13 protein-coding genes and 1 tRNA gene are annotated in these 15,959 nt (G+C 39.0%); 8 read left to right on the top strand and 6 right to left on the bottom strand.

Annotated features, from left to right (window positions below):
- Window positions 1-305 precede the first annotated feature (305 nt).
- The 3 genes from ACIGBM_RS06385 (at window position 306) to ACIGBM_RS06375 (ending at window position 5,749) form a co-directional block, all read left to right on the top strand.
- Window positions 306-1,367, top strand: a complete 1,062-nt coding sequence (locus tag ACIGBM_RS06385) for an HNH endonuclease (protein ID WP_397477155.1) — start codon at window positions 306-308, stop codon at window positions 1,365-1,367.
- 124 nt (window positions 1,368-1,491) lie between these two features.
- Window positions 1,492-3,627, top strand: a complete 2,136-nt coding sequence (locus ACIGBM_RS06380; protein ID WP_397477154.1) for an ATP-dependent nuclease — start codon at window positions 1,492-1,494, stop codon at window positions 3,625-3,627.
- The gene (locus tag ACIGBM_RS06375; protein ID WP_397477153.1) at window positions 3,620-5,749 is read left to right on the top strand and encodes a UvrD-helicase domain-containing protein; all 2,130 of its coding nucleotides are present in this window, start codon (window positions 3,620-3,622) and stop codon (window positions 5,747-5,749) included. The genes ACIGBM_RS06380 and ACIGBM_RS06375 overlap by 8 nt, the downstream gene beginning before the upstream one ends.
- A 166-nt stretch (window positions 5,750-5,915) precedes the next feature.
- Here the strand turns inward: ACIGBM_RS06375 and ACIGBM_RS06370 are convergent, their stop codons facing one another.
- Genes ACIGBM_RS06370 through ACIGBM_RS06355 form a run of 4 tightly spaced genes read right to left on the bottom strand, consistent with a single transcriptional unit; the run spans window position 5,916 to window position 8,023 of the window.
- Window positions 5,916-6,236: a hypothetical protein gene (locus ACIGBM_RS06370; RefSeq protein WP_397477152.1), complete on the bottom strand. Its 321-nt coding sequence runs from the start codon at window positions 6,234-6,236 to the stop codon at window positions 5,916-5,918.
- 10 nt (window positions 6,237-6,246) lie between these two features.
- Window positions 6,247-6,540, bottom strand: coding sequence for a hypothetical protein (locus tag ACIGBM_RS06365; RefSeq protein ID WP_397477151.1), 294 nt, complete (start codon window positions 6,538-6,540; stop codon window positions 6,247-6,249).
- Window positions 6,537-7,781: an Arm DNA-binding domain-containing protein gene (locus ACIGBM_RS06360; RefSeq protein ID WP_397477355.1), complete on the bottom strand. Its 1,245-nt coding sequence runs from the start codon at window positions 7,779-7,781 to the stop codon at window positions 6,537-6,539. Before ACIGBM_RS06360 ends, ACIGBM_RS06365 begins: the two co-directional genes overlap by 4 nt.
- 26 nt (window positions 7,782-7,807) lie before the next feature.
- Window positions 7,808-8,023 (bottom strand): hypothetical protein, encoded by a 216-nt coding sequence (locus ACIGBM_RS06355; protein WP_045456309.1) that lies wholly within the window; start codon window positions 8,021-8,023, stop codon window positions 7,808-7,810.
- Window positions 8,024-8,211: 188 nt separating this feature from the next.
- Between ACIGBM_RS06355 and ACIGBM_RS06350 the strand changes: the two genes are divergently transcribed.
- Window positions 8,212-8,382 (top strand): helix-turn-helix domain-containing protein, encoded by a 171-nt coding sequence (locus ACIGBM_RS06350; RefSeq protein WP_397477354.1) that lies wholly within the window; start codon window positions 8,212-8,214, stop codon window positions 8,380-8,382.
- A 476-nt stretch (window positions 8,383-8,858) separates the two neighbouring features.
- On the opposite strand, the gene ACIGBM_RS06345 is transcribed toward ACIGBM_RS06350, so the two are convergent.
- A tRNA-Gly gene (locus tag ACIGBM_RS06345) sits at window positions 8,859-8,933 on the bottom strand.
- A 260-nt stretch (window positions 8,934-9,193) separates the two neighbouring features.
- Here ACIGBM_RS06345 and ACIGBM_RS06340 point away from each other — a divergent pair.
- The 3 genes from ACIGBM_RS06340 (at window position 9,194) to ACIGBM_RS06330 (ending at window position 13,458) form a co-directional block, all read left to right on the top strand.
- On the top strand, window positions 9,194-10,864 hold the full coding sequence (locus ACIGBM_RS06340) for an alpha-keto acid decarboxylase family protein (RefSeq protein ID WP_397477150.1): 1,671 nt from the start codon (window positions 9,194-9,196) through the stop codon (window positions 10,862-10,864).
- Window positions 10,865-11,053: 189 nt separating this feature from the next.
- Window positions 11,054-11,389 (top strand): GlpM family protein, encoded by a 336-nt coding sequence (locus ACIGBM_RS06335; RefSeq protein ID WP_397477149.1) that lies wholly within the window; start codon window positions 11,054-11,056, stop codon window positions 11,387-11,389.
- A 278-nt stretch (window positions 11,390-11,667) separates the two neighbouring features.
- Window positions 11,668-13,458 carry a potassium/proton antiporter gene (locus tag ACIGBM_RS06330; protein WP_397477148.1) on the top strand — a complete coding sequence of 597 codons (1,791 nt, stop codon included), beginning with the start codon at window positions 11,668-11,670 and terminating at the stop codon, window positions 13,456-13,458.
- Between the two features lie 155 nt (window positions 13,459-13,613).
- Here the strand turns inward: ACIGBM_RS06330 and ACIGBM_RS06325 are convergent, their stop codons facing one another.
- On the bottom strand, window positions 13,614-14,534 hold the full coding sequence (locus ACIGBM_RS06325) for a LysR family transcriptional regulator (RefSeq protein WP_201567603.1): 921 nt from the start codon (window positions 14,532-14,534) through the stop codon (window positions 13,614-13,616).
- Window positions 14,535-14,854: 320 nt separating this feature from the next.
- Between ACIGBM_RS06325 and speB the strand changes: the two genes are divergently transcribed.
- Entirely contained in the window at window positions 14,855-15,823 is a 969-nt protein-coding gene (gene speB / locus ACIGBM_RS06320; protein ID WP_057760617.1) for an agmatinase, read from the top strand.
- Window positions 15,824-15,959: the final 136 nt, after the last annotated feature.

Here is a 15,959-nt window from a genome sequence, read left to right as displayed (position 1 = left end):
TTCATACTGATTTCATTCATAAATCTGCTTAGGTCATTTTTATCGTCTTTTCCAATTTTGCTAAAAGAAAGGTAGGTGATAACGAATTAGAATCGCCGACATTCTGTATGCAAGACAGGTGCTATATCAACTGAGCTAATTAAATATTACTGTAAGTGCTGTTGTACATCAGAAGGATAATCTAGGATAGACAGCCCCAAGAACTCTTATTTGATGAAGCTCTACCAATTTGACATAGATATTTTTGACAGTATAAGTAGTAATTTTATTAGAATGAGCTACTGTATTTTTAAAGGATTATTATAGTGCCCACGGCAGAATTTCAGCTCAACTTTTTAAGACGTATTCAGTGGATGCTTGAATCTAGCTCCTATACCTCGACCTATAAATTTGCCTTATTAATGGCAATGGCCAATCTGTCTATAGAGTCTGGAATTAATGATGACAGTGAACTCAGTATTTCTTATGAGCAGTTAGCAGAGCAGTTTATACAGCTTTACTGGACACAAGCATTACCATACTCAGATCAAAGTAGTGATTCTGTACTCAGACAAAGCAGTACAACAGGGCAGGCTAGTGTTATTAATAGCATTCTAGATTTGCAGCATAAAACTAAGACAACCAGTCTGACTATGGCTCGCACACAAAATATCAAACTATGGCAATCGACTATCAAAAATATTTCTTCGACTATCAAAAAGTACCCCGCAAGATATCTGCAAAGTGCGGAGGACAAAGTTAGTCGTGAGTTCTTATATGTTTATGACACAAAATCAAAGGTAATAACTTTAAGACCTGGCATTACATACTGTTTTACACGCTTTAGTAAAATAGTTAACAAGCTGTGCCAGCAATACTGGACAGAGTTCATACGTAAGAATAGTCGCAACCAGACATATTTTAGCGATGATATTGATTTGCAGCAGTTCTTGTTTAACCAGTCGCGCCAAAGTCTAAAAGTGTTAATACCTATACTGATTGATACTCAGCAGGGACAGTGCTTCTATTGTCATAAACCCTTGAGAAACAATATCGAAGTTGATCACTTTATTCCTTGGTCGAAATATCCAATTGATACGACTCATAATTTCGTACTTACGGAGCATAGTTGCAATAATAGTAAGCGTGATTATCTGGCTGAAGAGCTGTTTTATGAAAAGTGGCTAGAACGCAATCAACAACACGGTCATACGATTGAAAAGGAGGCGAAAACTATTGGTTTTACCACCAATCAACTTCGCTCTGAAACAATTAGCAATTGGGCTTATCAAATAGGAGTGGAACATGAGGATTTAGTCTGGTCACCAGAACCAAGTATAAAACTACGAACCATTAACCCTAGTTTACTGCCTAGGCTTAGGGGATAACTTTATCAATGCCACTTCTAGTGTATTGGTATCCTGCCAAAAATAACTTCTGTTTAAATGGTTTTTGCTATACTCGACTATAGTTTAGATATTCCTATAATGTAAGTAGTTTAGAGGTTAGCTTATGTACTTAGATAGTATACAGATTGAAAATTTCCGTAAATTTGGCGAGTTAGACAATACTATTTGCTTCTTAGGAGGTAGTGGTCAAATTGATATAGCTAAATCAAGCACCTTAATTATAGGTAAAAATAATTCAGGTAAAACTACGATTGCTAGAGCTTTAGATTTTACTTTGAAAAGTTGTCAGCCTACTTCGAGCGACTTTAATATATTTTTTCTAAAGAAACTTGTTGAGGAGTATAAAGTGTCTGATAACTTTGACAATGTATCTTTACCTGAGCTTACATTTACAATTGTTATTAGATATGATGAACACGAAAATGGCGACTTACTATCAAATATTGCTGGTTTCGTATCAATCTTGAATAATACCGAGGATGATAACAAAGTAACTATAACTATCAAATACTCTCTTCAAGAAGTACAAGCTTTCAAAGAAACAATAAAAAATTTGAAAACTAGTTTGATTGAAGATAATAAATCTTTAACAATACTTGATTTGAGTAATGTATTAGATTCCTCGGATATTAATTTCAATATTTCATATGTAAATAGCGCCGACCAAATAGTAAATAATTTTAAAATAAAAAAACTTATAAAACTCAAAGAAATCAAAGCAAATAGAAGGCTTGATGATGATATATTATCAAATGTATTTAGTAAAATAGTTTCATACCAATTTACTGATAATCCTGAAAGTAAAGAACGATTAGGCTCAGATATTAGAGGTATTAATGAAACAATTACCCAAACTGTCAAAGATAAAAATGAATCTATAGCTCAAATTTTACATCAAGTTGAAGATAGTAATCATGTGGGTCTTAACTTATCGGGAAATGTTGATGAGAAAAATATTTTGTCTTATCTCATTAAATATCAGTTTGTGAATGGAGATGATGACTTTATCCCAGAAAATCAATTTGGCTTAGGGTATATTAACTTACTTAATATTATTGGTGAAATTGTTCACTATGTTGATAGCTATGAAAGAGGTAGCAATAAAAACTGTATTAACCTGCTTTTTATTGAAGAGCCTGAAGCTTTTATGCACCCCCAAATGCAGGAGTTTTTTATTACACGCATTCAAAATGCAGTCGAAAGAGCTGTTAGTGTAGCTAATCCATCATCTGAATCACCTGAATTAAACTGCCAAATTATAATCACAACACATTCATCACATATTGTTAACAGTAAAATAACTGCGAGTGGTTCATTTAATAATATTAACTATTTAACATCAACTAAAACTGATACGGATGTTATCACCTTGACAGATGAGAAGATTAAAGGTGATGAGCACGACAAAAATTCATTGAAATTTATTATTAAACATATTAAATATAAAGTTTCTGAATTATTTTTTGCAGATGCAGTAATTTTTGTTGAAGGTGTCACTGAAGAAACTCTACTTAAGTATTATTTAGACAAAAATATAGATCTTAACAAATACTATATATCTATATTTAATATTTTAGGTGCACATGCCAAAGAATATTATGCTCTGATTAAAACCCTTAAAGTCCCATGTCTAGTTATAACCGACCTTGATATAAAGCGAGAGGCTTGCGAAAAAGGGCAGACACATAAACAAGATGATATATGTCTAATTTGTAATCGAGATGATTCAAAGAGTTATAGGCAAATAGAAGACTTGACAAGTAGAACCACGACTAATAGTACTTTGAGTAAATTTAATGAAGACAATATTAATTTACAATCAATCGCAGCTAATGATAGCTACTTAGGAGATGGCAATCTAAAATTAGTATATCAAAAAATGCCAATAGCAGGATATTTTGCAACTAGTTTGGAAGAAGCATTTATTTTAACAAATTACAATAACGACATGATTAACAATACTTTAAAACATTGTAAACCTAATATATACAAAGATATTCTAAAGCGAAATTGTGGAGATGAGGCCCACAGCGAACAAGAAAACAGGGATAATCTCAAGCTTTATTCCTTCGAGTTGCAATGTAAGCTTAGTGATGCTAAGACAGATTTTGCAAGTGATCTATTATATCAATGTATATTAGAATCTGATGTAGGAAAAATACCAAATCTACCAGAATATATTATAGATGGCTTTAACTGGTTAGCTTCAACGCTTAGAGGAGATGATAACAATGAGTAGTCCTCTAGAAGATGAAAAAAACGTGCAGTTAGAAATTGAGGCTCGATTAAATAATCATGAGAGCATTTGTTTTAAAGCTGGGGCAGGGTCTGGAAAAACGTATGCTCTAGTTGAAGCAATCCGTTATTTACTAAAAAATAATCTATCCAGATTAAAAAAAAGAAACCAAAAAATAGTATGTATAACTTATACCAATGTAGCTACTCAAGAAATATCCAATCGGCTTGGTTACTCTGATAACGTTTTAATTTCGACGATTCATGAAAGACTATGGGATATGATCAAACTCTATCAAAATGAATTGGTGCTAATACACAAAGATAACTTAGTAAATCAAATTCAGAAATTACAGACTTATTTATACAATGAGGAAAGTGACTGTCATGTTTTTGCAGTCTTAAATAATACTGATAAACAATATTTTTTGGATTATATGTCTGTTCACAAAGACAGTTATTATCAAAGCTATAGAAAACCAGCTCGTGAATTTAGAACATCGATTCAAGAATTACCTGCAGCGCCTTCGTTTTTTGTAGCTATGCTAGCTAATGTAGCTAATTTCAAAAAAGTTGTTAGTTCTATTTTTAAAGTTAAAAACTATCAGGACTGCATAGATAGAATAGATTCAGGCGAAGACAAACGTGTAACTTACACCAGTTTATCTAACCAAGACCGCTTGCATAGAATGAGATTTAGCCATGATACGCTGTTACAGTATAGCGATGAACTTATTGTCAAATATCCAAAGTTACAGCGTATTATAGTTGATACGTATCCCTATGTATTTATCGACGAGTATCAGGACTCTTCGCCAAAAATAGTAAAGATATTTAATACTTTAGATGACTTTGCTAGAACGCATTCAAAAGAGTTTTTTGTGGGGTACTTTGGAGATACTGCACAAAATATCTATGATGATGGAGTTGGTCATAAACTGGATGAATTGCATTCTGATTTGATTCATATAAACAAGATATATAATAGAAGGTCTTCAGATCAAGTTATAGATATGATTAATAAGGTTCGTAACGATGAGATAAAGCAAGTATCAGTTCATAGCGAAAATAAAACGGGTTCAGTGGGTTTCTATCATTATAGTAATGGAGTTCAAAATGATACTAGAGAAGCTGTAGTGGGATCTTTCTTAAATACTTACATTAGTGAGTTGGAAGAAAGTTCATCTAGTACGACACCTGAACCTAAAATTGACTGTCTTATTTTAACTCATAAATCTGTAAGCCATTATTATGGATTTGGCACTTTGTATGACTTAGTTAGTAGAGCTCAAAGTATAGATTTCAGAGATATTTCTATCAAGTTCTTATCAAAAGAGCTATCAAAATTAGATGATAATATCCTCCATGTCTATAGGCTTTTAAATCTAAAAAAGATCTTGAACAACGGAAATATAAGCTTTCAGGATTTACTAGGTAAACAACAGGATGGTATTTCATTTTACGAGGCGAAAGCATTCGTTAGAAAGTTACAAGATTTATTGCATGCAGATAGCTTAAGTGAGTTGATTCAAAATATATCAGAATTGTGGGAGCAAGAAACTACCAACGGCTTAAATGGCAATAAGGTATTAGAGTCATGCTTTAACCATGTGCTAAATTTTCAACCAAAAAATCTAGAGGGTTATACAACCTATGAAGAGTATATGCTTAGCCATATAAGGCAGTTAGTGATGAAAGATGCTGATATGGCTAACGACGCAGAATTAGATACGTTTGAACGATTACTATCATTAAATCTTAAAGAATGGCTGCTATGGTATGACTATATAAATAGAGAGCAGTATTCAACTAGTGTAGATAAGGTTCGTTTCCATACTTACCATGGTACTAAAGGTGCCGAGTTCGAGAACGTTGCTGTGATACTAGAGAAGGGGTTTGGCAATAGAGATCAAAATAAATTTATGGATTATTTTATAAGTTTAAATAGTAAAGTTTCATTAGATGAAAAAAGTTTGGAATACAAAAAACTCTTAAATACTCAGAATCTACTTTATGTTGCTTTCTCAAGGGCCATTAGCAATTTGCGAGTTTTATACCTTGATGATATCAGCTCATTCCAAGATTCTTTGGGAGGTTTATTTAATCAGGTAGAATTACTTGAATGAAATAAAATAATAACTCTAGTCAGTAAAAATGGAAAGAAGGTTTTAATCTTAGCCAGTGTTTGAACATCGTATGTAGTGGCATACTAGAACTAGACTGTGCTCAATAGATGCTTTATATGAAAAAGCCAGACAACTTAAGCTGTCTGGCTTTTCTGATGGTTAACACTCATTTTCTTTCTTTATCTGTCCGCCATAAAGCATGCTCACATATTGTACATAACCAATTGTCTTTTGCACGCATATAAGGGATATCTGCTGGTACTTCAATTGGACAAGCATAACCGCAGTATTCACATACAACATCGTCCAAGTAGGCATAACACTGAGCGACTGTCTCAAACAGTACTTGAGGGCTAACCTCATACTTCTTGCAGAGTTCCTTCACATGCTCAACAAAGCCGCTTTTATTATCGTATGCCCAGTAATCCTCACATATTTTGATATCATATGTGCTCTGCGTCATATCGGGTTGAAGTTTTACACTCATTATATCCTCCTTAGTAGCTGCCGTAGCTAGAGTGCGGTAATAGCTCATAAAGCTCGCTTTGAAGCTTACTGCTCATGTCTTCCACAAAGTAGCCATCCTGAGCATCCAAGCGCTTCTGCACCCACACACGCATCGCCATATCATTATCAAAGCATCGCTTCACTCCTAAGAAGCGTGCGAGTTGATGACCAGATGAGATGTACAACTCACGCATTAATGCATTAGCGATAAGGTTTGCATCCTCGCTGATTGCACCATCAGGTTTAAACTCACCAAACAGCTCTTCATAATTGATGATTTTCATAGTGACGTCTCCTTGTCAGTTTGTGCGTTTGTGATTAGTCCTTCAGTGTCAGAGCTATTCGATGTGCTTGTTAACTTCTCCTTGCTTGCTAAGAGCAAGTTATCCATCGCTGAGCCATCTTGACGGGTAATATCAGGGACATAGCGGCTGTAGACCCGAAACAACATCTCCGTACTACTGTGACCCATTTGCCGAGCTATCCATTCAGGATTCTCACCAGCAGCGAGCCAGAGAGTCGCTGCGGTATGCCGAGTCTGATAAGCACGCCGATGTTTCAAACCGAGTAGGGCAAGCGTGGGTTTCCATACCCGTCTATTCACATTACGGTACTCCATCGGATTGCCTTGTGAGTTGCAGAATACGAACTCTGACTTACCATAGGTGCGTGCTTTCTGCTCTAACAAGGCGTCATAGACCAACTGCGATATCGCAATATCACGCTGTGAGCCTAATGTCTTTGTTGGACCCATCTCACCATTAACTAATGCCTCTCTTATACTGATCTCACGGCGATCAAAGTTAATGCAGTCCCACTTCAGCCCATCTATTTCACTGGTACGCATTCCTGTAAAGAAGCGAATGGTGTAGTAAGGCTTATAATCAGCGCGTACATATTTTAAAATCAGCCATACCTCAGCTAGCGTAAAAGGATTTACATCCGGACGCGCTTGTTTGAGATTCTTAATATTTTTATAAGGCATCTCAAACTCATGGCGATCTGATGCTTCTTCTAGTATCATACGAAGAAGTATCATGATCTGGTTGATCCGTGCTACTGACAGACTTGACTGACCATCTTTACCGTAACGAACTTTGGCGAGGGAGCTACGGAAGGTCAGCAAGTCTGGTTTTTTTATAGCATGTACTGCTTTGCCACCAAACTCAGGTAATAGGTACTTATCTAAAATAATCTGTGTCTTTTGCCGATAACTCGGCCGCCATTCAATTTTCCTCTCCTCATACCAAATATCGACAAACTGCCTAAAGGTCGGATTGCGACTGATACAAGCTTCTGCTCTATCAGCCAGTGTCGCCATTTCCTGTGCTCGTTCACTTTTTGGGAAGTAAGCAGCGTAGTCGAATATATTTAGGGTGATTTCTGCTTCCATTTTTTCGATAATTTTAGCCAGCTTCTTTCGATTAGCTGGAGTGTCTGTGAGATTAGTCGTCTCACGGCAACGCATATTCATATATCGAAAATCTACGAATAGCTTGCCACGTCTCGATCTTATTGAGGCCATCATTTAGCTCCTTGTTCATGTGGAATTTACTGTAAGGCCATTCCGTTGATAGCACTCATCACCGGTTTACACATATCTTCTTCGATACGCTCCCATACATATAAAATCTTACGACCACCGAAAGGGCGTATATAGTGAATGTTCTCGATCAAGACAGTATCCTTGAGTTGGTTACGGATAGTACGCGCATCGTATTTGATACGTTCGGCTAGTTCTTGAGTGGTGAGATAAGTCTGTGACATAATAGTTCTCCAGTCAGTATTAAATAGTTTTTAATGAACACTTTGTTGTTGCCAACGAGTACTATATTAGCAGAAAAGTAGTCATTGGCAAGTACTTTTTACTTACCAATAAGGAATTTATTGTGATTTCATGTAACTTACCGGTTCTTTTAGCAGAAAGAAGGTTGCGTGTAGCAGATCTAGTGAGAATGACAGATATAAGTAAATCGACGCTGCATAGAATCTATAATGATGATACAACTAGAATTGAGTTCGATACTTTGAGTAAGCTATGTAATGTCTTAGAAGTAACGCCAGGGGATATTTTGAAGTATGTTCCAGATGAACTTAATATAGAAAACTCTTCAGAAGAGGAGTAACTTGACTATCATGATAACCTTCGATAGGAAATTGCTAGCTAAAGACTTATTAGGGCTAAAGCACACTTGCAAGGATTAGTAGTTTCTATTATTAGGTTGGAGTCATCATTTTTTAAGTGACGATTATCTTTAAATACTATGGATCTTAAATACATTTCCAATAAATGAGGCATCTAAAAAACACGTTTTTTGCTAAATTGAGGTTGGGTTCAAAAATCATCATAGTGCCAAATTTACTAGGTTAGGTGTCATGATGGTTTTATAGTTAAAAATAGCTAGGTTGTAGTCAGTTATATAGCTGAGGTTTTAGGGTAGGGCACAGTTTGGGCACCACATGGGCACCGCCATGAAAACAGGATCTTTGTTTGAGTAGTTAAACTTAACTATATTCAAAAAGATATTTTGATAATTTCTCTGCAAACCCTAAAAATTGGACAAAAAAAAGCCTCACTATTAAGTGAGGCTTTTTAAGTATTTGGAGCGGGAAAAGAGATTCGAACTCTCGACCCCAACCTTGGCAAGGTTATGCTCTACCACTGAGCTATTCCCGCTAATTATCAATTAACTATCGTCAGTTGATGAAGGCGTATTATACGCAGTTTTTTTTAGGTGTCAATACCTATGACGAAAAAAATTAAAGTTATTAAAATAGGCGTGTCTTCTGGCCATAGATATATGTTATAACGGTTTATTATAATATGTATTCCAAAAGCTTTGTAGTACAAAAATAAGCTGGGACGCACTTTATAATTTAACCGTAATCACATTCACAATTATCAATACTTACAAAGATAAGTCATAAGGATAAAAAATGAGTCAACAATATACCATCGCTGATTATTTGTTTGATCGTGTCGCAGAAGCGGGTGCCTCTGAGATATTTGGAGTACCTGGTGATTTTAACTTAACTTTTTTGGATAACGTTCTTGCTTCTGACAAGCTGCGCTGGGTAGGCAACACCAATGAACTAAATGCTGGCTATGCTGCCGATGGCTATGCACGCGAGCGTGGATTTGCCGCTATGGTAACGACCTTTGGCGTGGGCGAGCTGTCAGCGATCAACGCGACTGCAGGTTCTTTTGCTGAGTATGCGCCGGTATTGCATATCGTAGGTGCACCAAGCACGGCGCTACAAGATTCAAAGCGCCGTATTCATCATTCGCTTGGCGATGGCGTATTCAATCATTTTATTAAAATGGTTGAGCCTGTGACGGTAGCCCGTGCGCAGCTTACTCCTGAAAATGCTGCTTCAGAAATCGATAGAGTGATTCGCTTAATTCTCAAAAAGCATCGTCCAGGTTACCTATTGCTATCACCAGACGTTGCGCGCCAGCCTATCTATCCACCAACGACCAAGTTGATAGATAGCCAAGAAGATATTACTAGCCAAGCGGCATTATCAGATTTTAAGCAAGCACTAACCGAGTTTTTGCCAAACAAGACCACGACGCTAATGGCAGATTTGATGGTGCATCGTTTGGGCTTACAGTCGCAGCTCAAAGCACTGATCGCTCATACTGATATTCCTTATACCACGCTATCTTGGGGCAAGACGCTGCTTGATGAAAATAGTGATCGTTGGGCAGGAACTTATGCGGGTGTTGCCTCACGTCCAATTGTGAAAGATGCGGTAGAAAACTGCGAATGCCTCATCAAAGTAGGGGTGCAATATACTGACACTACTACCGCAGGGTTTAGCCAAGATATCAATGAAGATGTGGTCGTAGACTTGCATTATGAGCGTGCTTCTATCAGCGGTAAGAACTTTGCACCGATTGCGCTAAAAGATGCGTTGCAAGCCCTGCATGAAGTAATGACCTCTGGCATTAACATCGTGCCAAAACCTTTCTGTGAAGAAGTTAAGCCGCACGAACAAAAAGGCAAAGACAGTGAGGCTATCCGCCAAGATGATTTATGGCATATTATCGCTGACCGCTTAGATCACAATAATTTGGTGTTTTCTGAACAAGGGACAGCCTATTTTGGTATCAGTGATGTGCGTCTGCCAGAAGGGGTGACGTCATATGGGCAGCCGATGTGGGGCTCAATTGGCTACACGTTACCTGCCAGCTTGGGCGCGGCAATCGCATCGCCAGATAAACGCAGTGTGTTATTAATTGGTGATGGTTCAGCATTGTTGACTGTTCAAGAGTTGGCGGTAATGATTCAAGAGCGCATCAATCCTGTGATTGTCTTAATCAACAATGACGGTTATACGGTAGAGCGCGCAATTCATGGCGAAAACCAATACTATAATGATATTCCTAAATGCGATTGGCAAATCATGCCGCGAGCGTTTGGCGCGACAGAAGCGAATAGCCTATTACTCAAAGCAGAGACAGCAGGCGAGCTAAAATCTGCTTTTGACAAAGCTGCTGCGACTACCGATAAGCTTATAATGATTGAGGTGATTGCAGACAAGCATGATATCCCGCCATTACTGGCAGACATCAGCGCGGCACTAAAGCCAAAAAAGGATTAAATAACTCGTAGAAGCTTACTGAATAAAAGTAACAGCCCCATTTAGCAAAGTAGCTAGATGGGGTTTTTTGTATTTTTTATCATACGGATTAATTAATCAGCGATTGCTCTTATATCAGTTTGCAGACTTTAGTATCATGGCGGATTGGGCTACGTTCAGCCTTTATAATCAACAGGAGATGGACCCGTCGTGATTTGGTTAAAAATGCTTATCGGCGCATTGATGGTACTGGCGATTCAAATGTTCGCCCAAACCCGATTTTTCTATTTGGCGGCGCTTGCGCCACTATTCCCCACCTTTACGTTAATCAGTCACTTTATCGTTGGTACTGAGCGCAATCCCGCTGATTTAAAGGTCGCGCTGATATTTAGTATGCTTGGTGTCATACCGCATTTGATTTATACCTTTGTGGTGTTTTTTAGCATCAGTTATATGAGTTTATACAAGGCACTGCTATTAGGGGTGGTCGCTTGGACGGTTGCGGCTGCGATTCTGGTACTGACATGGCAATACATTCAGGGTTAAGTGATATTAAGACGTAAACTCTTTTAGCATAGCAATGGCATTTTGTGGGCTTCACTTTAATATTTGAGCGTTTTTTATTGAAGTATTTTTGTTGAATTAGGATTGGCTGCTAGTTCTGATAGTGATGCTAATATCATCATAAATAATTGTCATTCATATTTTGAATAACGGCCGCTTATGATAGGCTCACTGGTGCAATATCTACTAACAGCAAGATAACGAAAACCCCATCGCAATCAATTACTATTCTTAATAATAAAAAATAGGGCTCAAAAAAAATGGATACCTTAAATATCCTGTATCTCGTAGGCGCAGTACTAATTTTCGCCAGTATCATGGCAAGTACATTATCGGCGCGCTTAGGCGTACCATTGTTGTTGCTGTTTTTGATAGTGGGTATGTTGGCAGGCGAGCAGGGTATTTTGGGTATTGAGTTCTCTCAGTATGCGCTAGCCAATTTCGTAGGGCAGGCAGCCTTAGCTTGTATCTTGCTAGATGGTGGTTTACGTACGTCCTTTAAATCGTTTCGAGTAGGGCTAAAACCTGCGATTACGCTGGCCACGTGGGGCGTGTTGGTCACGGTCATGGTGCTAGGGGTCTTTGTCACTTGGCTGCTCGATGTCGATTGGCGCTTTGGTTTGCTGATGGCAGCGATTGTCGGCTCAACCGATGCAGCAGCGGTATTTTCTCTATTACGTAATGGCGGCGTCAAGCTTAACGACCGTGTACAAGCCACGCTTGAACTTGAGTCTGGTGCCAACGATCCCTTGGCTATTTTATTAGTCACTGGTTTGATTGCCCTAAATGTTGATCCTGATGGTCAGACAGTATTTGGCTTTTTAGTTTTATTACTACAGCAGCTAAGCTTTGGGTTAGGCATGGGCTTATTGTTCGGTTATTTCTTATCCCGGTTATTACCCAAGGTGCATTTGGCAGAAGGCATGTACGCCATTTTAATCCTCTCCGCTGGCTTGGCTGTGTTCGCCGCGACCAATCTCATTGGCGGCAGTGGATTTTTGGCGGTATACCTCACTGGTGTGTTAATCGGCAACCACAAGGTGCGCTCGACAGAACATGTCATGCGAGTGATGGACAGCTTTGCTTGGCTGTCGCAGGCGGTGCTTTTCGTAGTATTAGGACTATTGGTCACTCCGTCAAACGTCCTCAATGTCTGGCATTATTCGGTTGCGATCGCGCTCTTTATGATCTTTGTAGCGCGTCCTATTGCCGTCTATACCAGCGTAAAACCTTTCAAATTTAAAGACAGAGAGATTGGGTTTATCTCTTGGGTTGGTTTACGCGGTGCAGTGCCTATTACCTTGGCAATTTTACCTGTCATGGCTGGTATAGATAACGCTTTTATGCTGTTTGATATTGCCTTTGGTGTCGTCGTTCTGTCGTTGATTTTGCAAGGTACGACCATCCCGACGATGGCAAATCTGTTTAAGGTACGTATTCCAACTAATAAAGACCCCAAAGAAGAGCATGAAGTCTGGGTATCCGATAAGGCCAGTATCACGCTGTATGAGTTTGAGGCAAAGTCGGGTGCATTTGCCATTGGGCGTCATCCTATGGGTATATCCAAAGGCATCAACCCAGATGAAATCAGTGTCTTTGCGCTAGTGCGTAATCAGCAAATCGTAGTAGTCGATGACAATACAAAGCTAAAATTTGGCGACAGTGTCTGGTACGCCATGAGGGGTAATCACGCGAGCAAAATCGCCAAGATTTTTAATGACACGACATTAGATCGCAAAGCTATCGATGATTTCTATGGCGATTGGTTGCTATCACCGAGTGTCAAGCTTGGTGATTTGCCGTTTTTTACAGGAATTATGGCATCTGAGACTCTGGTAAAAACACTCAAAACGTCCGATGAAGACAGCGAAAAAAACATGTGGGAGCAGACGGTGGCTGAGTATGTGAAATCACATTTAGGTACTGCGCCAGTGTCGGGCGATACTGTTGTGATAAGCGATGAATGGTCGCTGGTTATTAAGGAAGTCGATGACAAAGGGAAGCTAAGAACCATTGGTCTAAAGTACCAAGACCAAGCAGCGACCGCCTAAAATTTTGTCGCAAATTTTTAACAGCTGATGATCAAAACAATAAGATAAAGCCTTGTCTTTAAAAGCATTACTTTCAATGCAAGACAATGCTCCAGCTACTAGGACACTGTGATTAAGAAACACTGAGAGTCCGAGTAGCAAAATCTGCTGATAAATTAGGCTTTAGAATAATTCTCTGACAACAAATTTATCATTTTATTCAAAAAATCTGCCACATGCTTGTGCAGATTCTCTCGATATGCCCAGTGATGCTTCACTTCATAGCTTGCTTCATCAGGCAGTAGTATTTTCATCAGCCCCATCTCTTCATAGCGCATTGCTAGATCGCGTGGCAAGTAACCAACATGGTGACCTGCTAGGATAAGCTGCGCGGTGGCTTCCATCTGATAGGTAGTTGCGCTCAGTATTTTTGGGCGAATATGGTTGATACTGACATCAGTAATATAGCCTCGTTTCACCCAATGATGGTCTTGCTCTAATTCCTCAAATGTTAGCTTGTCAGGCTCATGAAATGAACGATGCTCACGCCCGCAGCAGACGACTTGTGTTTCGATAAAAGCAGGTTGAAAGGTCAATAGCGGCGGAAAGCTACCAAAATACCCCACACCAATATCACTCTCGTTACCAAGAAGCTTTTCTATCATGCTCTCAGGACTTTGCACGTCAATCGAAAAGTGTATTAATGGATTGTCACGGTAGCTAGCAGCCAAACACTGACGCAGCGCATCATAAAAAAGCGTCGGCATCTGATCGATTAAACACAGTCTGATGTGACCACCACGCACAGAATCTAACTGACGGATATAGTGCAACTGATGTTGAAAGCTGGCAACGGCCTCGGTAAAACTTAAACAAGCCTCATATACTGCTGCGCCATCTTCTGTGAGCTTAAATCCTGCTCGACCACGATGGCACAGCGTCATTCCTAAGCGGTCTTCTAAATGGGTCAAATGTCCACTGATGACAGAAGTCGTGACATTTAAGCGTGACTGAGCAGCTGTTACGCCTTGGCATTCTACGATGGCCATAAAGCTACGTAGTGTTTTTATATCTATTTTTATCAGCTCATCTAGCATCGATCGCCACCCTATATCAAATTAATTAAATAGTAATGGATAAGAATTGAGTAATTTTCATCAACCTTGCTTTTCTATATGTATTCGTACCATCCACTAAGGAATAAAAAGTAAAAGCTAATTTTATCAAGGTTTTAAGATTACCTAACAAAATATTCTGCTTGTCAAAACTTCTGATAATAATATGTAAATTTCGTTTACTACGAAAAAATAGAAGTTTGCTTCTGAATTTTACCATGGTTCATGCGCTTATATTTATGTATTGTCAATGGCATGTAGCAAATTGTGTACTTAAACCAAATAGAACAAGGAAGTAACTTATGACATTCAATCAACCATTAAGCGGCAATGATATGCCAAGATTTGGCGGTTTCGCTTCTATGATGCGTCTGCCAACTCAAGCCGATGCTGAAGGGTTAGATGTGGCGTTTGTTGGCGTACCTTTAGATATTGGTGCATCCAACCGTAGCGGTGCAAGATTGGGGCCTAGACAGATTCGTGATGAGTCCAGAATGATTCGTCCCTACAATGTGGCCACTCGCGCTGCGCCCTTTGAGTCATTACAAGTCGCTGACATCGGCGATGTGCCTATCAATACATTCAACCTGCTAAAAAGCGTTGATATCATCGAAAAATTCTATACCGATAAAATCGTCAAACACGGTGCGATTCCTCTAACACTAGGCGGTGATCATACTATCGCGTTGCCTATCCTACGTGCACTAGCCAAAAAACATGGCCCTGTCGGTATGGTGCATATCGATGCTCATGCTGATATCAATGATGATATGTTTGGCGAAAAAATCGCTCATGGTACGCCGTTCCGCCGCGCTGTCGAAGAAAACCTCATCGATGGTAATCGTGTGGTGCAGATTGGTCTACGTGGTACAGGCTATAGCGCAGAAGAGTTTGACTGGTCAACTGAGCAAGGATTCCGCGTGGTACCTGCTGAAGAATGCTGGTATAAGTCGCTAACACCGCTCATGGCTGAAGTACGCGAAAAGCTAGGCGATGGTCCTGTTTACTTGAGCTTCGATATCGACGGTATCGATCCTGCCTTTGCCCCAGGTACTGGCACTGCTGAAATCGGTGGTCTGACCTCTACTCAAGGTATCGAAATCATTCGCGGTATGCGCGGTCTAGATGTGGTGGGCGGAGATTTAGTTGAAGTGTCACCACCTTATGATCCATTCGGTAACACCTCGGTATTGGCGGCGAACTTATTATTCGAGATGCTATGTATCCTGCCGGGCGTACGCTATGACGACAAGGTTAAAGCGGTTTACTAATCACCATCAATGATTACCTCTATAATGAGCAGCCTTTGCAGCCAGTAATTAGTGACTAATAATCGGTATGAAAGAAAAAATACAAAGGTTGTTTTGAGGTATTGATAATTATCTGAATATTCAGCGAAATTTTTTA

Origin of the sequence: Psychrobacter sp. NPDC077938, from assembly GCF_044542635.1 — a bacterium.
In the GTDB taxonomy this organism is placed as follows: Bacteria; Pseudomonadota; Gammaproteobacteria; order Pseudomonadales; family Moraxellaceae; genus Psychrobacter.
Note: the sequence above shows the minus strand (reverse complement) of the source record. Positions and strands in the feature narration are given on the sequence as shown.